General features: G+C 64.7%; 21 protein-coding genes. 16 read left to right on the forward strand and 5 right to left on the reverse strand.

Annotated elements, in window-relative coordinates:
- Positions 1–10 precede the first annotated feature (10 nt).
- The 9 genes from pheA (at position 11) to rfaD (ending at position 9,755) form a co-directional block, all read left to right on the forward strand.
- A complete protein-coding gene (gene pheA, locus PSV33_RS13880) occupies positions 11–1,093 on the forward strand; it encodes a prephenate dehydratase (RefSeq protein ID WP_300562749.1) in 1,083 nt (360 codons plus the stop codon).
- Positions 1,094–1,131: 38 nt separating this feature from the next.
- Positions 1,132–2,010 (forward strand): prephenate dehydrogenase/arogenate dehydrogenase family protein, encoded by an 879-nt coding sequence (locus tag PSV33_RS13885; RefSeq protein ID WP_300562751.1) that lies wholly within the window; start codon positions 1,132–1,134, stop codon positions 2,008–2,010.
- Between the two features lie 10 nt (positions 2,011–2,020).
- Complete coding sequence (locus PSV33_RS13890) at positions 2,021–4,003, forward strand: bifunctional 3-phosphoshikimate 1-carboxyvinyltransferase/cytidylate kinase (protein WP_300562753.1); 1,983 nt, start codon at positions 2,021–2,023, stop codon at positions 4,001–4,003.
- 138 nt (positions 4,004–4,141) lie between these two features.
- On the forward strand, positions 4,142–5,827 hold the full coding sequence (gene rpsA / locus PSV33_RS13895; RefSeq protein ID WP_300562755.1) for a 30S ribosomal protein S1: 1,686 nt from the start codon (positions 4,142–4,144) through the stop codon (positions 5,825–5,827).
- A gap of 69 nt (positions 5,828–5,896) precedes the next feature.
- Positions 5,897–6,208: an integration host factor subunit beta gene (locus tag PSV33_RS13900; RefSeq protein WP_096664686.1), complete on the forward strand. Its 312-nt coding sequence runs from the start codon at positions 5,897–5,899 to the stop codon at positions 6,206–6,208.
- A 52-nt stretch (positions 6,209–6,260) separates the two neighbouring features.
- Positions 6,261–6,533, forward strand: coding sequence for a lipopolysaccharide assembly LapA domain-containing protein (locus PSV33_RS13905; RefSeq protein WP_300562757.1), 273 nt, complete (start codon positions 6,261–6,263; stop codon positions 6,531–6,533).
- Positions 6,523–7,668, forward strand: coding sequence for a lipopolysaccharide assembly protein LapB (gene lapB, locus PSV33_RS13910; protein ID WP_300562759.1), 1,146 nt, complete (start codon positions 6,523–6,525; stop codon positions 7,666–7,668). Before PSV33_RS13905 ends, lapB begins: the two co-directional genes overlap by 11 nt.
- Before the next feature lie 109 nt (positions 7,669–7,777).
- Entirely contained in the window at positions 7,778–8,722 is a 945-nt protein-coding gene (gene rfaE1, locus PSV33_RS13915; protein WP_300562761.1) for a D-glycero-beta-D-manno-heptose-7-phosphate kinase, read from the forward strand.
- 16 nt (positions 8,723–8,738) lie between these two features.
- Positions 8,739–9,755 carry an ADP-glyceromanno-heptose 6-epimerase gene (rfaD, locus tag PSV33_RS13920; RefSeq protein WP_300562763.1) on the forward strand — a complete coding sequence of 339 codons (1,017 nt, stop codon included), beginning with the start codon at positions 8,739–8,741 and terminating at the stop codon, positions 9,753–9,755.
- 22 nt (positions 9,756–9,777) lie between these two features.
- Here rfaD and PSV33_RS13925 read toward each other — a convergent pair whose 3' ends face one another.
- Both PSV33_RS13925 and PSV33_RS13930 read right to left on the reverse strand, forming a co-directional pair.
- Entirely contained in the window at positions 9,778–10,128 is a 351-nt protein-coding gene (locus PSV33_RS13925) for a cytochrome C (protein ID WP_300562765.1), read from the reverse strand.
- A gap of 10 nt (positions 10,129–10,138) precedes the next feature.
- Positions 10,139–10,591: a CBS domain-containing protein gene (locus PSV33_RS13930; RefSeq protein ID WP_300562767.1), complete on the reverse strand. Its 453-nt coding sequence runs from the start codon at positions 10,589–10,591 to the stop codon at positions 10,139–10,141.
- 197 nt (positions 10,592–10,788) lie between these two features.
- On the opposite strand from PSV33_RS13930, the gene PSV33_RS13935 reads away from it, so the two are divergent.
- Positions 10,789–11,280 carry a helix-hairpin-helix domain-containing protein gene (locus tag PSV33_RS13935; RefSeq protein WP_300562769.1) on the forward strand — a complete coding sequence of 164 codons (492 nt, stop codon included), beginning with the start codon at positions 10,789–10,791 and terminating at the stop codon, positions 11,278–11,280.
- Positions 11,281–11,403: 123 nt separating this feature from the next.
- Here PSV33_RS13935 and PSV33_RS13940 read toward each other — a convergent pair whose 3' ends face one another.
- Genes PSV33_RS13940 through PSV33_RS13950 form a run of 3 tightly spaced genes read right to left on the reverse strand, consistent with a single transcriptional unit; the run spans position 11,404 to position 15,459 of the window.
- Positions 11,404–12,558 (reverse strand): FAD-dependent oxidoreductase, encoded by a 1,155-nt coding sequence (locus PSV33_RS13940; RefSeq protein WP_300562771.1) that lies wholly within the window; start codon positions 12,556–12,558, stop codon positions 11,404–11,406.
- Positions 12,555–13,295, reverse strand: coding sequence for a DUF3047 domain-containing protein (locus PSV33_RS13945; RefSeq protein ID WP_300562773.1), 741 nt, complete (start codon positions 13,293–13,295; stop codon positions 12,555–12,557). Before PSV33_RS13945 ends, PSV33_RS13940 begins: the two co-directional genes overlap by 4 nt.
- A gap of 1 nt (position 13,296) precedes the next feature.
- Positions 13,297–15,459 carry an FAD-dependent oxidoreductase gene (locus PSV33_RS13950; RefSeq protein WP_300562775.1) on the reverse strand — a complete coding sequence of 721 codons (2,163 nt, stop codon included), beginning with the start codon at positions 15,457–15,459 and terminating at the stop codon, positions 13,297–13,299.
- A gap of 206 nt (positions 15,460–15,665) precedes the next feature.
- On the opposite strand from PSV33_RS13950, the gene mtnP reads away from it, so the two are divergent.
- The 6 genes from mtnP (at position 15,666) to PSV33_RS13980 (ending at position 20,263) form a co-directional block, all read left to right on the forward strand.
- Positions 15,666–16,544: an S-methyl-5'-thioadenosine phosphorylase gene (mtnP, locus tag PSV33_RS13955; RefSeq protein WP_300562777.1), complete on the forward strand. Its 879-nt coding sequence runs from the start codon at positions 15,666–15,668 to the stop codon at positions 16,542–16,544.
- Between the two features lie 18 nt (positions 16,545–16,562).
- Positions 16,563–17,525 (forward strand): arsenosugar biosynthesis radical SAM (seleno)protein ArsS, encoded by a 963-nt coding sequence (gene arsS / locus PSV33_RS13960; protein WP_300562779.1) that lies wholly within the window; start codon positions 16,563–16,565, stop codon positions 17,523–17,525.
- A 7-nt stretch (positions 17,526–17,532) separates the two neighbouring features.
- Positions 17,533–18,216, forward strand: coding sequence for a TIGR04283 family arsenosugar biosynthesis glycosyltransferase (locus tag PSV33_RS13965; protein ID WP_300562781.1), 684 nt, complete (start codon positions 17,533–17,535; stop codon positions 18,214–18,216).
- Between the two features lie 7 nt (positions 18,217–18,223).
- Positions 18,224–18,889: a TIGR04282 family arsenosugar biosynthesis glycosyltransferase gene (locus tag PSV33_RS13970; protein ID WP_300562783.1), complete on the forward strand. Its 666-nt coding sequence runs from the start codon at positions 18,224–18,226 to the stop codon at positions 18,887–18,889.
- Between the two features lie 34 nt (positions 18,890–18,923).
- The gene (locus PSV33_RS13975; RefSeq protein WP_300562784.1) at positions 18,924–19,193 is read left to right on the forward strand and encodes a hypothetical protein; all 270 of its coding nucleotides are present in this window, start codon (positions 18,924–18,926) and stop codon (positions 19,191–19,193) included.
- A gap of 131 nt (positions 19,194–19,324) precedes the next feature.
- Complete coding sequence (locus tag PSV33_RS13980) at positions 19,325–20,263, forward strand: succinylglutamate desuccinylase/aspartoacylase family protein (RefSeq protein ID WP_300562785.1); 939 nt, start codon at positions 19,325–19,327, stop codon at positions 20,261–20,263.
- Positions 20,264–20,368: the final 105 nt, after the last annotated feature.

Genomic DNA, 20,368 nt, shown 5'->3' on the forward strand with positions numbered 1-20,368 from the left:
CGCCTTATCCATGACCCAAAGTCTTCAGCAACTTCGCGTAAAAATCGATTCGGTCGACCAGCAACTGCTGGCGCTCCTGAACCAGCGCGCGGCGCTGGCCAACGAGGTCGGCGAGATCAAACGCCAGGACGGCTCGCCGGTCTTCCGGCCGGAACGTGAGGCCCAGGTCATCCAGGGGCTGCAGACCGTCAATCCCGGACCGCTCAAAGGGGACAACATCGCCCATATCTGGCGCGAAGTCATGTCGGCCTGCCGCGCGCTTGAAGCGCCCCAGCGCGTGGCCTACCTCGGTCCTGCCGGTACCTTCAGCGAGCAGGCGGCCGTGCAGTTTTTCGGCTCCAGCATCGAACACGTGCCCTGCGCCAGTTTTGACGAGGTGTTTCGCGCCGCGACGGCCGGCACCGCCCAGTTCGGCGTGGTTCCGGTGGAGAACAACACCGAAGGCGTGGTGACACGCACACTGGACCTGTTCCTGAACTCGCCCTTGCACGTGGTGGGCGAAACCAGCCTGCTGGTACGTCACAACCTGCTGCGCCTGACAGCATCGCTCGAAGGCATCAAGGTCGTGCTGGCCCACGCACAGGCCCTGGCGCAATGCCAGGGCTGGCTCAACACCCATTTGCCCGACGCCGAGCGACGCGCAGTCTCCAGCAATGCCGAAGGCGCGCGCCTGGCGGCCAGTGACCCCGCGTGGGCCGGTATCGCGAGCGAGCGTGCAGGTGCCGAATTCGGCCTGCACATCGCGGCCCATGCGATCCAGGACGACGCCTTCAACCGCACTCGCTTTGCCGTGATCTGCCTGCCGCAGGTACTGGGTGCGCCACAGGCATCGGGCAAGGACTGCGTCAGCCTGATCGTGTCGGTTCCCAACAAGCCGGGCGCGGTCCACGACATCCTGGTTCCCCTGAAAACCCATGGCGTGTCCATGACGCGCTTCGAGTCGCGTCCCGCGCGCTCGGGTCAGTGGGAATACTTTTTCTACATCGACTTGCAGGGTCACCCTTCGCAGCCCAACGTGGCAGCGGCCCTGAAAGACCTGCAGCAGCTTTGCGCGTTCTACAAAGTGCTGGGCACCTATCCGGTCAGCGACTGAAACCATGACGCAATTGCAAGCAACCACGGCCCCCCGACATGTTTGAACAACTGGGATTGATAGGCTGCGGCCTGATGGGTGGCTCCTTTGCGCTGGCGCTCAAACGCGCAGGTCTGGTCAAACGGGTGGTGGGTTACAGCAAGTCGCCGTCGACCACCGAGCGGGCGCGCCAGATGGGCGTGATCGACGTGGAAGCGCCTTCGGCGTTGCTGGCTGTGTCCGGCGCCGACATCGTGCTGCTGGCCGTGCCGGTGTCCGCCACCGAGGCCACCTTCAAGGCCATCCGCCATCTGGTGACCCCCACAACGCTGATCATGGACGTCGGCTCCACCAAGCGCGATGTCGTGGACGCCGCGCGCCGGGTGCTGCGTGACCACCTCGGCTGTTTTGTGCCGGCCCATCCGATCACCGGCAAGGAAGTTTCGGGCGTCGAACATGCCGATGCGGACCTGTACACCGGAAAGCAGGTCATCCTCACGCCGATCGAGCGCACCTTCACCGTCCAGTTGCAGAAAGCAGTGGATGTCTGGACGGCGCTGGGCTGCAACGTCGTCAAGATGTCGCCCCAGTCCCATGACGCCGCGTATGCCGCCGTCAGCCATCTGCCGCACCTGATTGCGTTTGCGCTGATCAACAGCATCTCCGGCCAGGCTCAGGGCAAGGACTACCTGTCGCTGGCCGGCCCTGGGTTTCGCGACTTCACCCGCATCGCGGCAAGCGATCCCAAAATGTGGCGGGACATCCTGATTGCCAACCGGGAAGAGTTGCTGGAGCAGTCAAAAATTTTCCAGGCCACCCTGCATTCGCTTGAAAAACTGATCAGCAGCGGCGACGGCGATGCGCTGGAGGCAGGTATCGACCACGCCAGCCATACCCGCGCCAACTGGCGGATCACCCCCCCCAAAGCCATCAAATAGGCGCGGGGCCATGTTCGATACCGAGTTCCTGGACATTCCAGCACTGACGGGTGCCGGTGGCAGCGTGCACCTGCCCGGATCCAAAAGCATCTCCAACCGGGTCCTGCTGCTCGCAGCGCTGAGCCAAGGCCGCACCACGGTGCATGACCTGCTCGCTTCCGACGACACAGCCGTGATGCTTGCCGCCCTGCGACAGCTCGGCTGCACGGTGGCGCAAAGCGGCAACAGCGCCGTCATCGACGGCCTGGGCGGCCAGCTGGCGCAAAGGCAGGCCAGGCTCTATCTCGGCAACGCGGGCACCGCCATGCGGCCGCTGACGGCGGCGCTGGCGCTGCTGGGCGGCGACTTTGAGCTGTCGGGTGTGCCACGCATGCATGAGCGCCCGATCGGCGACCTCGTCGATGCGCTGCGCGGCCTGGGTTGCGCCATCGACTACCTGGACGACGACGGTTTTCCGCCGCTGCGCATCCGTACCGGCCAACTGACGCTGGATGCGCCCATTCGCGTGCGTGGCGATGTCTCCAGCCAGTTCCTGACCGCCCTGCTGCTGGCCCTGCCCCTTGTCGCCACACGGGATATTTCCATCGATGTCGTCGGCGAGCTGATCTCCCGACCGTATATCGAAATCACGTTGAACCTGCTGGCGCGCTTTGGCATCACCGTCCACCGCGAGGGCTGGCAGCGTTTCACCATTCCGGGGGGCAGCCGCTACCGCTCGCCCGGCGAGATCCATGTCGAAGGGGACGCCTCATCTGCTAGCTATTTCATAGCGCTTGGCGCAATAGCAGCGGGGGCTGAAGGCCAAAATGGCATAGAGATTCAGGGCGTGGGCGCAGACTCCATCCAGGGTGATATCCGCTTTGTGGAAGCAGCCCGGATGATGGGCGCCCGCATCGACAGCTCGCCCAACACCTTGCGCATCTCGCGCGGCGCCTGGCCGCTCAAGGCCGTCACCCTGGACTGCAACCACATCCCCGATGCGGCCATGACACTGGCTGTGATGGCGCTGTATGCCGACGGCACCACCACGCTGAGCAATATCGCCAGCTGGCGCGTCAAGGAAACCGACCGCATCGCCGCGATGGCCTGCGAGTTGCGCAAGCTGGGCGCCAACGTGGAGGAAGGTGCCGACTACATCCGCATCACGCCGCCAATCCGGTGGAAAACGGCCGCCATCCACACCTACGACGATCATCGCGTGGCCATGTGTTTTTCGCTGGCGGCCTTCAACCCGGCACGCCTGCCGGTGCGCATTCTGGATCCGAAATGTGTCGCCAAGACCTTTCCGGACTACTTCGAAGCCCTGTTATCGGTGTCGGTGACCGAGCGCCGGCTGATCCCGGTGATCTGCGTGGACGGCCCCACCGCGTCGGGCAAAGGCACGCTGGCCGCCCTGGTGGCGCATCGCCTCGGCTACCACTATCTCGACTCGGGCGCCCTGTACCGCCTGACGGCCTTTGCCGCCGGTCGGGACGGCGTGGCGCTCGATGACGAAGCCGGTGTCGCGGCCGTTGCGCGCACCCTGCCGGTGCGTTTTCAGGGCGACCAGGTCTTCCTCGGTCAGGAAAACGTCTCGGACGCCATCCGCAGCGAAGCCGCTGGCATGGCCGCCTCCCGGGTGTCGGTGCATCCTGCCGTGCGCGACGCCCTGACCGAGCTGCAGCGGGGCTTTCGGCAGTTGCCCGGACTGGTGGCCGACGGGCGCGACATGGGCACCGTGATTTTCCCGGACGCCGCGCTGAAAATCTTCCTGACGGCAAGTGCCCGGCACCGGGCGGAACGGCGCCATAAGCAATTGATTTCAAAGGGAATTCCGGCTACAATAGCCGCGATTGAGCAGGATTTGGAGGCTAGGGACGCGCGTGACATGTCACGACAATCCGCCCCTTTGAAGCCTGCTGATGACGCCAGGCCCCTGGACAACTCCGAGCTGTCGATTGAAGAATCGGTAGCCCAGGTGCTGGACTGGTGGCAAGGCAGCCGGCCCTTCTGACACTCAACGCACGCCAGTGCACGGTCAGCGGGATCATTTAACTTAACCGCGGGTCACCCGCACACAACCGCCGCAGTCAGCTCTAAAAACGATAGCAATGGTGCCGTCGGAAACCTGCTCTGTGGATTAGGAAAATCAATGTCTGAATCTTTTGCCGCCCTCTTTGAAGAATCGCTGAAACGCTCCGAAATGCGTACGGGCGAAGTCATTACCGCCGAGGTAGTGCGTATTGATCACAACCACGTGGTTGTGAATGCCGGACTCAAATCCGAGGCTTATGTCCCCCTCGAAGAATTCAAGAACGACCAGGGCGAACTCGAAGTCCAGGTCGGCGACTTTGTTTCCGTGGCCATCGACTCGGTCGAAAACGGTTACGGCGACACCCTGCTCTCCCGCGACAAGGCCAAGCGCCTGGCTTCGTGGATGAGCCTGGAAAAAGCCCTCGAATCGGGCGAATTTGTCACTGGCCAGACCAGCGGCAAGGTCAAGGGCGGCCTGACCGTTCTGGTCAACGGCATCCGTGCCTTCCTGCCCGGCTCGCTGATCGACACCCGCCCCGTCAAGGACTTGTCTCCGTACGAGAACAAGACCATGGAATTCAAGGTCATCAAGCTCGACCGCAAGCGCAACAACGTCGTGCTGTCACGTCGTGCAGTGGTCGAAGCCTCGATGGGCGAGGAACGCGCCAAGCTGATGGAAACCCTGAAAGAAGGCTCTGCCGTCAAGGGCATCGTCAAGAACATCACCGAATACGGTGCCTTCGTGGACCTGGGCGGCATCGACGGCCTGCTGCACATCACCGACATGGCATGGCGCCGTGTGCGTCACCCGAGCGAAGTGGTGACGGCTGGCCAGGAAATCGTGGCCAAGATCCTGAAGTTCGACACCGAGAAAAACCGTGTCTCGCTGGGTCTGAAGCAGATGGGCGACGACCCATGGATGGGCGTGAACCGCCGCTACCCGCAAGGCACGCGCCTCTTCGGCAAGATCACCAACATCGCCGACTACGGCGCGTTTGTCGAACTCGAGCCAGGCATCGAAGGCCTGGTCCACGTGTCCGAAATGGACTGGACCAACAAGAACGTGGCCCCGAGCAAGCTCGTCAACCTCGGCGACGAAGTCGAAGTCATGGTTCTGGAAATCGACGAAGACAAGCGCCGCATCAGCCTGGGCATGAAGCAGTGCAAGGCCAACCCGTGGCAAGAGTTCGCGCAGGACACCAAGCGCGGCGACCGCGTCAAGGGCCCGATCAAGTCGATCACCGATTTCGGCGTCTTTGTGGGCCTGGCTGCCGGCATCGACGGCCTGGTGCACCTCTCCGACCTCTCGTGGAACGAACCCGGCGAAGCCGCCGTTCGCAACTACAAAAAGGGCCAGGAAGTCGAAGCCATCGTGCTGGCAGTCGATGTGGACCGCGAGCGTATCTCCCTGGGTATCAAGCAGCTTGATTCCGACCCGTTCACCACCTTCGTGTCGATCAACGACAAGGGTGCGGTTGTGACCGGCAAGGTCAAGACGGTTGACGCCAAGGGCGCAGAGATCGATCTGGGCGAAGACATCATCGGTTACCTGCGTGCCAGCGAAATCAGCCGTGACCGCGTCGAAGACGCGCGCAACGTTCTGAAAGAAGGCGACGAAGTGTCCGCAGTCGTGGTGAACGTGGATCGCAAGACCCGCAACATCCAGCTGTCGGTCAAGGCCAAGGACAACGTTGACCAGCAGGAAGCCATGGCGACCCTGAGCCAGCAGTCTTCGCGTGAAAGCGCCGGCCTGACCAACCTGGGCGCCCTGCTGCGCGCCAAGCTGGACAACAACGAGAAGTAAACCGGACTTCCGAGACATGGCGTGCCCGCTCCCCGGAACGGCACGCCATTTCTCTGTCCCCTGATTTTTATGACCCGAAGCGATCTTGTCGAGGAACTGGCTGCACGTTTCAGCCAGCTGACCCACCGCGATGCCGAATATGCCGTCAAGACAATTCTTGACGCCATGAGCGATGCGCTGGTGCGTGGGCACCGCATAGAGATTCGTGGTTTTGGCAGTTTTTCGATCAACCGGCGCCCGCCGCGCATGGGTCGTAACCCGCGCTCTGGCGAAAGCGTTGCGATCCCGGAAAAACGTGTTCCCCATTTCAAGCCGGGCAAAGCCCTGCGCGAAGCGGTGGATACCCGGACCGAAGAAATGCTGGCACCTCCTGTCAAATAGCAGCGTCCCGCCTGGTGCTGGCTACAATTGCCGGACCACAAGGGGACCTGCAGTGAAATACCTCATGTGGCTGCTCAAGGCAGCCATTTTTTTTACGCTTTTTGCGTTTGCGCTGAACAACCAGCAAGCCGTTTCCGTGTATTTCTTTTTCGGCACGCTCTGGCAGGCGCCCCTTGTGCTGGTGGTGCTGGTCACCTTTGCCTGCGGACTGGCCACCGGCGTCCTGATGATGATGCCGCGTTGGTGGAAAAAACGCAGAAGCGCGCGGGCCAGCCAGCAGAGCCAGCTCGGCGAACACCCCTCCACCATGCACCATGGACTTTGATTTCACCTGGGTTTTGCTCGGGTTTCCGATTGCCTTCACGCTGGGCTGGCTGGCGTCACGGCTGGACCTGAGACAGCTGCGGATCGAAAACCGGCAGGCGCCCAAGGCCTACTTTCGTGGCCTCAATTTCCTGCTCAACGAGCAGCAGGACCAGGCGATTGACGCCTTCATCGAGGCCGTCCAGAACGACCCCGACACCTCCGAGCTGCATTTCGCGCTGGGCAACCTGTTTCGCCGCCGTGGCGAGTACGAGCGGGCCGTTCGGGTCCATGAACACCTGATGTCGCGCGGTGACCTGACCCAGACCGAGCGCGACCGCGCACAACACGCGTTGGCGCTCGACTTCCTGAAAGCCGGCCTGCTGGACCGCGCGGAGGTGGCGCTGCGCAAGCTCGAAGGCACGACTTACGAGGAAGAAGCCCGGCTGGCGCGGCTGTCGATTTACGAGCGTTCGCGCGACTGGGCCCATGCCACGGAAATCGCCGGCAAGCTTGACAGCGCCAGCCATGGCAGCTTCAGCGGCCGCCAGGCCCACTACCTGTGTGAGCAGGCCCAGGCTGCCTGCGCGTCCGGCGACACGGCGCAGGCGCTGGACACGCTGCAACAGGCGGTCAAGCTGGCACCGGCTTCACCGCGCCCGCTGATCGATCTGGCCAAACTGCAAAGCCAGCTGGGCCGGCACCAGGATGCTTTCGAGACCCTGCTCAAACTTGAAAAAACCGCGCCGCAGGCGTTGCCACTGGCAGCAGGACTGCTGGGCAACCTTGCACAGCAAGGCGGCCAGCAACAGAAGGCCGTTGACCTGCTGCAGGCCAGTTATGCGAACATGCCATCCATTGACGTGGTTGAAGCCATCATCAAGATCGACACCCAACCCGGCGAGCCACGCGACCGTTATGTCCAGCACCTGGAGCGCGAGGCCTCGCTGGTAGCTGCCGCAAAATGGCTTGCAGGTGAAAAGTTCGGCGACGATCATCAACGCGCGTTGGTTCAGCGTGCGCTGGACAAAGCCACCAAACCCCTGATGCGTTACCGCTGCGCCGCCTGCGGTTTCGAAGCGACCCAACACTTCTGGCACTGCCCCGGCTGCCAGGCCTGGGACAGCTATCCTGCGCGCCGTATTGAAGAGTTATGAAAAAGCTAGGCACACCCCGTGGAGGCTTCGCCTCCTCCCCCTTGCAGGGGCAACAGCTGTGGCCCGGCAAAGCCGGTTCCACGCTGTTCCCGTTTGAAGATAACTACGCATGACCGCTTCAAAACTATCCCGTGAACAGCTCGCCAAGGCCTGCGTGCTGGTGGTTGGCGATGCCATGCTGGACCGCTACTGGTACGGCGCGGTGGACCGGATCTCGCCGGAAGCGCCTGTTCCCGTGGTGCGGGTCACGCGCCAGGAAGAACGCATGGGCGGCGCGGCCAACGTGGCCTACAACATTGTGACCGTGGGCGCGCGCGCCTCGCTGCTGAGTGTGGTCGGCGACGACGAAGCCAGCCACCAGCTCGAGGCCCTGGTGGCCGGCTCGGGCATCACACCCTGCTTTGGTCGCGACCCGCAGCTCAAGACCACGGTCAAGCTGCGCGTGATCGGCCGCCAGCAACAGTTGTTGCGCCTGGATTTTGAAAATACGCCCGAGAACGAAGTGCTGGCCTCGCAGTCGGCCGAGTTCGAAAAACTGCTGCCGGCGCATGACACGGTTCTGTTCTCCGACTACGGCAAGGGCGGGCTGGCGCACATCGGCCTGATGATTGCGCAGGCCCGAGCCGCCGGCAAGGTGGTGCTGGTCGACCCCAAGGGCTCGGACTACTCGCGCTACCAGAACGCCACAGCGATCACGCCGAACCGCGCCGAACTCGAGCAGGTCATCGGCCCGTGGCAGGATGAAGCCGACCTGGAGCGCAAGGCGCAGAACCTGCGCGAGCAGCTCCAGCTGCAGGCGGTGCTGCTGACACGCAGTGAAGAAGGCATGACACTGTTTGACGCCCAGGGCCAGCTGCATGTGCCGGCGCTGGCGCGCGAAGTTTTCGACGTCACCGGAGCCGGCGACACCGTGATCGGCACCCTGGCCGCCATGGCAGCCGCCGGCCTGAGCCTGCGCGAAGCCGTCCCGGTGGCCAACCGCGCCGGCGGCATCGTGGTCGGCAAATTCGGCACGGCGACGGTCAGCTACGGCGAGCTGTTTGCCGCGCCCTGAAAGACAAGGAACAAATATGAAAATAGTGGTTACCGGCGCAGCGGGGTTTATTGGCGCCAACCTCATCAAGGGGCTGAACGCTCGCGGCATCGACAACATCATTGCCGTCGATGACCTGACCGACGGCGACAAGTTCCGCAACCTGGCCGACCTGCAGATCGCCGACTACATTGACGCCGACGATTTCTACGAGCTGTTTGCCGAATCCGCCTTTGGCAATGTCGAGGCGGTTTTCCACGAGGGCGCCTGCAGCGACACCATGGAGCCCGACGGCAAGTACATGATGGACAACAACTACGCGCTGTCCTGCGACCTGTTTGCGGCCTGCCAGGAGCAACGCACCCGGCTGCTCTACGCCTCCTCGGCCGCAACCTATGGCGGTTCAAGCACCTTCCGCGAGTCGCCCGAGTTCGAAAAGCCGCTCAATGTCTACGGCTACTCCAAGCTGCTGTTCGACCAGCGGCTGCGGCGCGAACTGGGGGCCGACTTTTCCGGCACGGCCACCCAGGTCGCGGGTTTTCGCTATTTCAATGTGTACGGACCGCGCGAGCAGCACAAGGGGCGCATGGCCAGCGTCGCCTTTCACCAGTTCAACCAGTTCCGCGCCGAGGGCAAGGTCAAGCTGTTCGGCGAGTACGGCGGTTATGGCCGGGGCGGGCAGATGCGCGACTTCGTCTTCATCGACGACGTCGTGGCTGTCAATCTCTGGTTTTTCGACAACCCCCGGAAGTCCGGCCTTTTCAACCTCGGCACCGGCCGCGCTCAGCCCTTCAACGATGTGGCGCTGGCCGTCGTCAACACCCTGCGCCAGCAACAGGGCGATGCCCCGCTGACCCTGGAAGAAGCTGCCCACGGCAGCCTGATCGACTACATCGACTTCCCGGCCGCGCTGGTCGGCAAGTACCAGAGTTACACCCAGGCCGACCTGACGGCCCTGCGCGCAGCCGGCTGCCAGCATGCCTTTGCCGATGTGCAGACCGGTGTAGCGGCCTACATGCGTGCCTTGACCGAGGGCGAAGCCGCCAGAGCGTGAACTGCCTGCGACCGGCTTCCCGTCAGCGCGGATGGGCCGGTGCGGTGGCCTCTGCCGTTGAAGCGCCATCGGCCTGCGGCTCGGGGAAACGGTAATACAGGTTGTTGAGGTAGTGCACCACGTCGGTCACGTCCTCTTCGCGCCAGCCCAGCCCCGAGGTGTTCTGCCAGCGCTCGACTTCGGCCTTGAGACTGGCCCAATTGCTGGCCGCCTTCCTGTCGCGCCAATGAAGCTGGCTGTTGTGGCAGCCAATGCAATGTGTCGAATACAGCAGTTCGCCGCGCAGGGCGTCGGTTTTTGTCCGGGCAGCCACAGGCCCGGGAAGACCCCAGAGAGCAATCACAAGAACGGCAAACCACTTTTGAATCGTCACGGGGATCTCCTCAAGCGCGCTGCTCGAATTCCCGGTCCCTGGCGCCGATCACTCCGGCGGCCAGGTCGGCCAGCTCCCGGGTCAACAGCTCCAGGATGTCCTCCATCGTGACAACGCCCGTCAGCCGTCCCGCCTCATCAACAATGACCAGCCGGCGCAGCCGGTGCCTGCGCATCAGTGCCACCGCGTCCATCGCATCCATCTCCGGGGTCGCCTGAACAAGCTCAACGGACATGACGTCGCCAGCGGTGAAGACCTCGGGGTCCAGCCCTTCGGCCATGAGGGCGAGCACCAGGTCCCTGTCGGTCAGGATGCCGACCGGCCGGCCCTTTTGCGCCGCATCGACGACGACGAGCGCGCCAACATGGTGCTTGCGCATCAGCTGGGCGGCCACAGCCGCCGGGGTCTCGGGCTCGACCACGGCCACCACGGCGGTTGCAAAGTCTTTCAAACGAGTGGGCATTTTCCGCTCCTTTTCGCTGCCTGAAGGCGTCTTTGTGGCGATACTGCAGCTTATGCCTTTCCCGGCGCCTGCATCGTTGATCCAGCGCAAATACCCGGGCCGGTCAACCCGGCTGCTGCAACAGCCGTTAAATGCGGGACATCCTGGTTCACGGGAGGGATCACCCGCTTCAACCATCCATTTTGAGGAGCTTCCTGATGTTCAAGAAACTGCTGGCCTTCGTGGCCACCATGTATGTCGCCATGGCCTTTGCCGCCGTCGACGTCAACACCGCCACAACGGCCGAACTCGACAGCATCAAGGGCATCGGCCCCGTCAAATCCGCCCTGATCATGGCCGAACGCAAGAAGACGCCGTTCAAGGACTGGAATGACTTTGTCACCCGCGTCAAGGGTGTGGGCACCGACAGCGCCGCCAAGTTTTCCGCCGACGGCCTGACCGTCAATGGCACCAGCTACAAGGCCGGCGGCAAAGCAGGCGTCAAAGCCGACAAGCCGGTGACTGAAAAAGCCAAGGATGCCGCGGTCGCCACCAAGGACGCCGTCAAGGGCGCGGCCATGGCCACCAAAGATGCAGCCAAGGAAACCGCCAAGGACGTCAAGGCCGCCGTGACCCCCAAACCCGACACCAAAGCCGAAGTCAAAGCCGACGTGAAGGCCGGCGCCAAGACCGAGCCCGCCAAGAAGTAAGCGCGCCGCGCCTGGGAAACAACCCGCCTTGTGCGGGTTTTTTCATGCCTTTTCGGCCGCCAGCCCTTATGCCACAAGCGCAAACAGCTATCGAAAACAGAGCGCGTCAGGAAACGTCCCCGGTCATGACGGAGCCGCGTAGCGGGCCACAAAACCGCGGTCGATGCGGTCTTTCAGGTGCCACACCCAGCGCCCTTCCACGTGCAGATCGCCCCAGGCGGCAATCGCGTAACGCCCGCCGCAGGAGATCAGGTTCAGCGTGCGCGCGGGCGGCGCGTAAGGCAGCAGCGCCTGGCCCTGCCAGGCAGCGCGCAGGTTGGCCAGCAGCGGCGGCCCGGCACGCACGGCATACACACCACTGCGCGGATGCGGCGCATCGATGCGGCTGGCCACATCGCCGGCGGCAAACACATGAGGGTGGCTGGTGCTTTGCTGAAAGCGGTTGACGGCCACAAACCCGGCTTCGTCCAGGGCCAGCCCGCTGCCGGCCAGCCAGCCCGGCGCCTGCGCACCCACGGCCAGCAAGGGAGCGTCGCAGGCCAGGCGCGCGCCGCCGGCCAGCTGGATTTCTCCGGCCGACATGCCCACACAGGCAGCGGGCAGCACCGTGATCTGCAGGCGACGCAGGGCCTGGACCACCCGGCGCTGCACACCGGCCGGGTAGTTCCAGGCCGGTGGCGGGCCCCCGGTCACCAGGCTGATGCGGCTGCCCGGCGGGTTGCCGGCGCTGCCCAGCGCATGGGCGGCGGCCATCGCCAGTTCCAGCCCCGCCGCGCCCGCCCCCACCACCGCCAGATGAATCGGTCGGCTGCGGCCCAGCGCTGCCACCTGCGGCCACAACTGGCCAAAAGATTCGATGGGGCGCACAAACAGGGCGTGTTCGCGCGCGCCGGGCATTTGCGCCTCGATGCTTTCGCGGTCCATCACCGGGCCGGTGTTGAGGCTCAGCCAGTCCCAGGCCAGCGTCTCCCCGCCAGCCAGTCTCACGGTTTTCGCCTCGGCATCAAGGCCGACGCCACTGCCCTGAACGTAACGTGCACCGCAGCCCGCCAGCAGCCCGTCCAGCGGGATGACGCACTGGTCAAGCGTGTAATGCCCGGCCACAAAACCCGGGACCATGCCGGAATACAGCTGGCGCGGGTAAGGGGCAATCACGGTGATGTTGAGGTCCGCCGGCCGGTTTTGCGCCAGGCTGTGCAGCACATGCACATGGGCATGGCCGGCGCCCAGCAGCACCAGGTGTTTCAAGCCGGGGCGTGCATTCGAAGTAACAGTCATGGGGACAGTGTGACATCCCCGACATGGCCCAGGCTGCGGCCGCCGGTGTTGTCGGCATCGGCGCCCACCAGCACGCCCTGCAGCGGCGGCACCGCAGCGCTTTCCTCGCCAAAAGCGCGGCGAAAATCAGCGCCGAGATCGCGCGAATGGGCGACCCACTGACCCAGGCGCTGCTCGCCGCTGTCCAGCACGATGAAACGCACACGCGCGCTGTAGGCATTGGGCAGCAAGGTGCCTGGCGCCAAGGTGGCATCCCAGACGTAACACAGGGTGGCAGACGGCAGCTTCTCACCGCTGGCGACACGCGCCAGGCGCAACAGGTTGCGCTCGATCAGTCCGAGCCTGTCCAGCGGCATGTCAAACAGCGCACACACCTTGAGCGGGCTGTCGTCGCCCTCGCGGCGGCGCAGGTCGCCGCCGAGCAGCGCTTCGTCCAGCCGCCAGCGCCAGCGCAGCCGCAGCCCCGCCTCGGGCACGAGCGCAGGCAGGTCGTGCACCAGATTGCCATAGGACTTGATCGCCTCAACCCGCAGCACCTTGCGCCCATCCATCTCGACCAGGGCATAACGGGTCAGCGGGATCTTGCCGCCCGGCACGCCCACCACACGCCAGGGCGCCGGTGGCTGCGCTCCGGAGGCCGATGAAAACGCCGTGAGGGCCGGGCCGGGCGCCTGCGCCTGCGCCTGCGCCAGGGGCAGCAACAGTCCGGCGAGCCACACCGCCAGCCAGGGCGTCATGTCAACCCCGCTTCCAGTCGTGGTAGCGGCGCACCCATTCGAGCAGGCGTCTGGGCTGGTGCGCGCGTTTCCATTCGCCGGCCGCGTATTTGTTGGCCTCGGCCAGCGTCGGGTAGGTGTGAATGGTGGAGAGGATCTTGTTCAAGCCCAGGCCGTGCCGCATGGCCAGCACATACTCGGCCAGCAGGTCCCCCGCATGGGTGCCGACGATGGTCACACCCAGAATCGTGTCCTTGCCCGGCACCGTCAGCACCTTGACAAAACCGCGTGCCTCGCCGTCGGCAATGGCGCGGTCCAGGTCGTCCATGTCGTAACGCGTGACTTCAAAGGCCACGCCTTTTTCTCTGGCCTCCTGCTCGTTCAGGCCGACACGCGCCACCTCCGGGTCGATGAAGGTCGTCCAGGGAATCACCGAATAGTCGGCCTTGAACAGCCTGAACTCGCCAAACAGCGCATTGACCGCGGCATACCAGGCCTGGTGCGCCGCCACATGGGTGAGCTGGTAGGGTCCGGCCACGTCGCCCGCCGCGTAGATGTTGGGGTAGATCGTCTGCAGGTAATCGTTGGTGTCCACCGTGCGTTGCACCGGAATGCCGAGTTCTTCCAGCCCGTAACCTTCCAGCCTTGCGACCCGCCCGACGGCGCAGATCAGCTGGTCAAAATCAAGGCGCTGTTCACTGCCGCCGTGTTGGACAACCAGCGTTTTCACACCGGCGGAGGTTTCGCAGCGCAAGGCCTTGTGGTCGGTCAGCACCGACACGCCATCGGCGGCCAGCGCCTGGCGCGCCAGCTCCGACACCTCTGCATCTTCACGCAGCATCAGGCGCGGCGCCATCTCGACCTGCGTGACCAGCGAACCCAGCCGGGCAAAGGCCTGGGCCAGTTCACAGCCGATCGGTCCGCCGCCGAGGATCACCAGGCGCCGCGGCAGCTCGTCGAGTTGCGCGAAGGCCTCCCACAGGGTGTCGCTGGTGAGGTAGCCACTGTCATCCAGCCCCGGCAGGGGCGGCACCAAGGGCCGCGCGCCCGCCGCAATGACGATGCTACGTGTCGTCAAAGTCTGGGTGCCGCCCTCGTTGAGCGTGATTTCCACCGTCCACGGGTTGACGATGCGCGCATGGCCCTGCAGCACCTCCACCCCCAGGCCGGTGTAACGCTCGATGCTGTCATGCGGCTCTATCGCGCGGATGACCGCCGCAATCCTCTGCATCACCGCCTTGAAGCTGAACACCGGCGTGTTGTCGCTCATGCCGTAGCTGGCGCCATGTTTCATCTGGTGCGCCAGTTTCGCGCTACGGATCAGCGCCTTGGACGGCACGCAGCCGTAGTTCAGGCAGTCGCCGCCCATCTTGTGGGCTTCCACCAGCGTGACTTTGGCCTTGACCACCGCGGCGATGTAGGCCGACACCAGGCCGCCGGCGCCGGCCCCGATCACGATGAGGTTGCGGTCAAAACGCGCGGGGCGCACACTGGCCCAGCGCGCGTAAACCTTGCGCCGCTTGAAAAACTGCAGCACCTTGTTGACCGCGAGCGGCAACACGCCCAGCAGCACAAAGGAGCCGATCAACGCCGGCGAGGCAATCGACTGCAGCGAATCGATTTTCGCGATCTGCGTGCCGGCATTCACATACACCAGGGTGCCCGCCAGCATGCCGAGCTGGCTGACCCAGAAGTAGGTCCAGGTCCGGATACGGGTCAGGCCCATGAGCAGGTTGAGGGCAAAAAACGGCACGACCGGGATCAGCCGCAGCGAAAACAGGTAAAACGCGCCCTCTTTGTCTATGCCCTTGTTGATCTCGTCCAGCCGCTTGCCAAAACGCGCCTGGATGCTGTCCCGCAGCAGGTAACGTGCCGCCAGCATGGCCAGCGTCGCCCCCAGGGTCGAGGCAAAAGACACCACAATGGTGCCAAGCACCAAGCCAAAGCCGGCACCGGCCGCCAGCGTCATGATGACGGCGCCCGGCAGCGACAGACCGGTCACGGCAACGTAAACCGCAAAAAACACCAGCGTCACCCCCACCGGCTTCTGCTCAAAAAGCGCCTGGAAAGACGACTGGCTCTCCTTGAGAAAGGCCAGGCTCAAAAATCGCCCCAGATCCAGCGCAAAAAAGGCGCCTATGCCCGCCAGCAGCAACGCGGCAATGACAAGTTTGCGTGAATTCAAGTCCGTCCCCGGTGTGTGTTCTGTGGAGGTTGTCGGGCAAAACCGCCAATTCTTACAACACCAGGCGTGGGCGGTGTAAGAAACCCCGCCGGGCGACGACCAAGCAGGAAAACGGGTTTAACACGAGGCTAACACTGCTTCCTCAAATTCCGCTCAAAATCCCCGTCTAAGCCTGACATTCACCCCTCCACAAGGAAATCCCCCCCATGACCCAGGCACTGGTAGGCATCATCGGAGGCAGCGGCCTCTACCAGATGGACGCACTCGAGAACGCGCAGGAACACGTGATGGACACACCTTTCGGCGCCCCCTCCGACGTGCTGGTCACCGGCAGCGTCCACGGCGTTCCGGCAGTATTTCTGGCCCGTCATGCTCGGGGCCACCGCCTGCTGCCCTTCGAAGTGCCTTACCGCGCCAACATCCATGCCATGAAGCAGCTGGGCGTGCGCTACCTCGTCTCGGTGTCGGCTGTGGGTTCGCTGCGGGAGGATTTCAAGCCGCTGGACATGGTGCTGCCCGACCAGTTCATCGACCTGACCAGGCGCCGTGACAGCACTTTTTTTGGGCAGGGCGCGGTCGCCCATGTGTCCATGGCGCAGCCGGTTTGCCCTGCGGCCGCCGGCGTGCTGGCGCGTGCGGTGCGCAGCGTGCTGGCGACCGATGCCTCCGGCCACGGCGTCAGCCTGCACGAAGGCGGCACCTATGTGTGTATCGAGGGCCCACAGTTCTCCAGCCTGGCCGAGTCGCACTGGTACCGCAGCATGGGTGCGGGCGTGATCGGCATGACCAACATGCCCGAGGCCAAACTCGCGCGCGAGGCGCAGATCGCCTACACCACGCTGGCGATGGTGACCGATTTTGATTGCTGGCATCCGCGTGAGGCGCACGTCAACGCCAACATGGCGCTGGCCAACCTGCTCAAAAACGCGGGCCGTGCCCAGCAGGTGGTGGCTGAGGTGATACGCCTGCTGGGCACCGAACAGCCGGCCAGCGAGGCCCACACCGCACTGCACAACGCGCTGGTCACCCAGCCCGACGCGATGGCCCCCGAGGTGCGCGCGCGCCTGGCCGCGCTGCTGCCCTGAACTTCAACGGACCGACTCATGCACGACACCCTTCCTCTGCTGAAAAAGACGCCTTTCCCGGCCTTGCGCCGCGCACAGCTCGACACCCTGCAGGTCAACCTCGGCTACCAATGCAACCAGAGCTGCGTGCACTGCCATGTCAACGCCGGCCCGAACCGCACCGAAATGATGGACGCCGACACCCTGGCGCTGATCCCGCAGGTGCTGGCCGCGCGCGGCCTGCGGACGCTGGACCTGACCGGCGGCGCCCCCGAGCTGCATGAAGGCTTTCGCGCGCTGGTGCGCGCTGCGCGGGCGCAGGGTGTGCGCGTAATCGACCGCTGCAATCTCACCATCCTGTTTGAGCCCGGGCAAGAGGGGCTGGCCGAATTTCTGGCTGGCCAGCGCGTCGAGATCGTCGCTTCGATGCCCTGCTACTCGGCCGCCAATGTCGACAAGCAGCGCGGTGAAGGGGTGTTCGACCTCAGCATCGCGGCCCTGCAAAAACTCAACCAGCTCGGTTACGGCCAGGCTGGCACCGGCCTGTCGCTGAACCTGGTCTACAACCCACAGGGCCCGTCGCTGCCGCCCGACCAGCAGGCGCTGCAGGCGGACTACAAGCGCGAGCTGCTGGCGCATTTCGGCATTGTGTTCAACGAGCTGTACGCGCTGACCAACATGCCTATCCAGCGTTTTGGCTCGACCCTGGTGTCCAAGGGCACGTTTGACAGCTACATGGACCTGCTCAAGGGCAGCTTCCAGCAGCAGAACCTGGCCGGCGTGATGTGCCGCAACACGGTCAGCGTGGACTGGCAGGGTTGGCTGTCGGACTGCGACTTCAACCAGCAGCTCGGCCTGCCACTGGGCACCTCCGGCCTGCGGCGCCATTTGCGTGATCTGCTCGCCAGCGGAATCGATGAGCAGCCCATCCGTGTGGCGGGCCACTGTTATGGCTGCACCGCCGGCCAGGGCAGCAGCTGCGGCGGCGCGCTGGAGCACTGAGCACACCATGGCAGCGGCGCGCCTGTCGGTGGTTTTGCCCGTGCTGGAGGAAGCCGCCGGCCTGGGCGCAGCCCTGCAGGCGCTGGCTCCGCTACGGGCACGCGGTGCCGAAGTGATCGTGGCCGACGGCGGCAGCAGCGACGGCAGCGCCGCGCTGGCGCAGGCCGGTGGTGCGCAAGTCGTCACCGCGTCGCGCGGCCGGGCGCTGCAGATGAACGCGGGGGCAGCGCAGGCTCGTGGCGATGTGCTGCTGTTTCTGCATGCCGACACCGCCTTGCCCGCCGGCGCCGACGCGCTGATCGGCCAGGCACTGGCTGACGGCTCGCACGTCTGGGGCCGTTTTGATGTGAGCATCACCGGGCGCCCCCGCCTGCTCAGGCTGATCGCCGCCCTGATGAACCTGCGTTCGCGCCGGACCGGCATCGCCACCGGCGACCAGGCCATGTTCATGACCCGCACGGCCTTCGATACTGTAGGCGGCTTCCCGGCCCAGCCGCTGATGGAAGACATCGAGATGTCCCGGCGGCTGCTCACACTGTCGCGTCCCGTTTGCTTGAGGGCCAGGGTGCAAACCTCGGGCCGGCGCTGGGAAAACCGCGGCGTCTGGCGCACCGTGCTGCTGATGTGGCGGCTGCGTTTTGCCTACTGGCGCGGCGCGGCGCCAGAGCGTCTGGCCGAACTGTACCGATGAACACGCCATGACCCGCCTCGTAATTTTTGCCAAGGCACCGCAGCCCGGCGCCGTGAAGACCCGGCTGATTCCTGCGCTGGGGGCGGACGGCGCAGCGGCGCTGGCGCGCGCCATGCTGGCGCACACGCTGCAACAGGCGCTGGCGGCCGGCCTGGAGGCGGTCGAGCTGTGTTTGAGCCCGGCGCCCGGCGACCCGGCCTGGCACGGCGTGACGCTGCCTGCGGGCATGCTCTGCACGGCGCAGGGCGAGGGTGACCTCGGTGAACGCATGGACCGTGCGCTGCAGCGTGCCCTCGCCCTGCACACCGGCCCGGTGCTGCTGATCGGCACCGACTGTCCGGCACTGGGCAGTGAGCACCTGCGCGAGGCCGCCCGGCAGCTGGGGCAACACGACGCGGCGCTGCTGCCTGTGGCCGACGGCGGTTATGTGCTGATCGGCCTGCGCGCGCCCTGCCCCGCCATCTTCAGGCACATGGCGTGGAGCACATCCACCGTTGCTGCTGAAACGCTGCAGCGCCTCGCCGCGCTGGGTCTGCGCGTGTGGCAGGGGCCGGTGCTGCACGACATCGACAACGCGGCCGACCTGGCCCACCTGCCGGCCGGCTTCATGGCCCCGGAATATGAAGGCAAATCGGCCTCCAGCCCTTTCAGGAAAAGCGCCAGCAGCTCCTGATTCAATAGCAAAGTCACTTCCGGGAAGACGCCTCATGCGCAACACCCCGAACGACCAGAACCTCTACGACATCGTCGCCCACTACGACCGTCGCCAGTTGCAGAGCCCGGCCGACCTCCAAAACAGCGCCTGCTGCGATGCCAGCCAGCAGCATGCCCGAGTGACTCAAGCCCCTGCTGGCGCGCATCCATCCCGAGCTGTTGTCACGTTAATACGGTTGCGGTCTGGTCTGCGCACCGGCCTGTCATTTGACGGCGCGCCCGGCGGCAGCACCAGCGTTTGCGGGCCGGACGGTTGCTGCTGATTTGCTTGAAGCCACGGGATGCCTGCTGAAAAGCAGCCTCGCCGCTTTAACCCATACGCGATATTCAGCTATTATTTATGTAGCATCTGTCGCTGCAAAGCGCCGCCCACCTCCACCACCGAAGGACTCCATTGACCCCTGAACTGCCCCTCGAAGTGCTTCCACGCGACCTGTCCGCCTACCGGGCGGGCAACACCGGCGTCGACTACGTTCACCGCTTCGCCTCGGGCCGGCCAGGCCCGCACCTGCTGGTCAATGCGCTGACCCACGGCAACGAGATCTGCGGCATGGTCGCCGCCACGCATCTGCTGGATGCCGGCATCCGGCCGCTGATCGGCACGCTCACCGTCAGCTTTGCGCATATCGAGGCCTACAACGCCTTCAACCCCGACCAGCCCTTCGACAACCGCCAGGTGGTTCACAACCTCAACCGCGTCTGGTCGGACGAGTGGCTGGACGGCCCGCAAGACAGCCCTGAGTTGCGCCGTGCACGCGAGTTGCGCCCGGTGATTGCAGCGGCCGACCACATCCTGGACATCCACTCGACCTCGCAGGCCGTTGAGCCCTTCTGGGTCTACCCCGCCTTCGAACGCAACGCAGCCGTCGCGCAAGCCATAGGCCGGCCGGCCGTCCACCTGGTGATGCCCAACGGCCTGGGCTCAGGCACACCCCTGATCCAGCACGGCCGGCATGGCCAGCAGGACGGCACCGCCGGCGCAGCGCTGGTGGTGGAATGCGGCCAGCACTTCGCCCAAAGCTCGGCTGATCTGGCGACCCAGGTGACACTGGATTTCCTGGCCCACTTTGGCCTGATCGAACGCACCGCCGCGCCTTCCGCCCTGCCCGCGCAACGCCGCTTCGAGCTGCTGCAAACCCGCATGGTGCTGACCAGCGAGTTCCGATTCGTCAAGCCGCTGCTCGGTTTTGAAACCTTCCAGAAGGGCGAGCTGATCGCCACCGACGGCAACGCTGAAGAAGTGCGCTCACCCTGCGACGGCTGCACGGTGTTCATGCCGACCCGGGAGCCGATTGTCGGGCGCGAAGCGGTGTATCTGACGCGGGCGATTTGAATTTGGGGCCGGATCACTGGTGGCGAAACCCCGCACCGGACAACGCCACGTCAGGTGGTCAAAACAGCCCGCAGAACGACCGCAGATTCCACCAACAAGGAACCC

It is taken from the genome of Polaromonas sp. (assembly GCF_029945895.1).
GTDB lineage: Bacteria > Pseudomonadota > Gammaproteobacteria > Burkholderiales > Burkholderiaceae_C > Polaromonas.

What these genes read in the sequence shown, in the direction of transcription:
- rpsA (WP_300562755.1), top strand. Translation starts at nt 4,142, where the DNA reads ATGTCTGAATCTTTTGCCGCCCTCTTTGAAGAATCGCTGAAACGCTCC.
- rfaE1 (WP_300562761.1), top strand. Translation starts at nt 7,778, where the DNA reads ATGACCGCTTCAAAACTATCCCGTGAACAGCTCGCCAAGGCCTGCGTG.
- PSV33_RS13900 (WP_096664686.1), top strand. Translation starts at nt 5,897, where the DNA reads ATGACCCGAAGCGATCTTGTCGAGGAACTGGCTGCACGTTTCAGCCAG.
- PSV33_RS13885 (WP_300562751.1), top strand. Translation starts at nt 1,132, where the DNA reads ATGTTTGAACAACTGGGATTGATAGGCTGCGGCCTGATGGGTGGCTCC.
- pheA (WP_300562749.1), top strand. Translation starts at nt 11, where the DNA reads ATGACCCAAAGTCTTCAGCAACTTCGCGTAAAAATCGATTCGGTCGAC.
- PSV33_RS13940 (WP_300562771.1), bottom strand. Translation starts at nt 12,558, where the DNA reads ATGACTGTTACTTCGAATGCACGCCCCGGCTTGAAACACCTGGTGCTG.
- arsS (WP_300562779.1), top strand. Translation starts at nt 16,563, where the DNA reads ATGCACGACACCCTTCCTCTGCTGAAAAAGACGCCTTTCCCGGCCTTG.
- PSV33_RS13935 (WP_300562769.1), top strand. Translation starts at nt 10,789, where the DNA reads ATGTTCAAGAAACTGCTGGCCTTCGTGGCCACCATGTATGTCGCCATG.
- PSV33_RS13945 (WP_300562773.1), bottom strand. Translation starts at nt 13,295, where the DNA reads ATGACGCCCTGGCTGGCGGTGTGGCTCGCCGGACTGTTGCTGCCCCTG.
- PSV33_RS13965 (WP_300562781.1), top strand. Translation starts at nt 17,533, where the DNA reads ATGGCAGCGGCGCGCCTGTCGGTGGTTTTGCCCGTGCTGGAGGAAGCC.
- PSV33_RS13970 (WP_300562783.1), top strand. Translation starts at nt 18,224, where the DNA reads ATGACCCGCCTCGTAATTTTTGCCAAGGCACCGCAGCCCGGCGCCGTG.
- PSV33_RS13930 (WP_300562767.1), bottom strand. Translation starts at nt 10,591, where the DNA reads ATGCCCACTCGTTTGAAAGACTTTGCAACCGCCGTGGTGGCCGTGGTC.
- PSV33_RS13890 (WP_300562753.1), top strand. Translation starts at nt 2,021, where the DNA reads ATGTTCGATACCGAGTTCCTGGACATTCCAGCACTGACGGGTGCCGGT.
- mtnP (WP_300562777.1), top strand. Translation starts at nt 15,666, where the DNA reads ATGACCCAGGCACTGGTAGGCATCATCGGAGGCAGCGGCCTCTACCAG.
- rfaD (WP_300562763.1), top strand. Translation starts at nt 8,739, where the DNA reads ATGAAAATAGTGGTTACCGGCGCAGCGGGGTTTATTGGCGCCAACCTC.
- PSV33_RS13975 (WP_300562784.1), top strand. Translation starts at nt 18,924, where the DNA reads ATGCGCAACACCCCGAACGACCAGAACCTCTACGACATCGTCGCCCAC.
- lapB (WP_300562759.1), top strand. Translation starts at nt 6,523, where the DNA reads ATGGACTTTGATTTCACCTGGGTTTTGCTCGGGTTTCCGATTGCCTTC.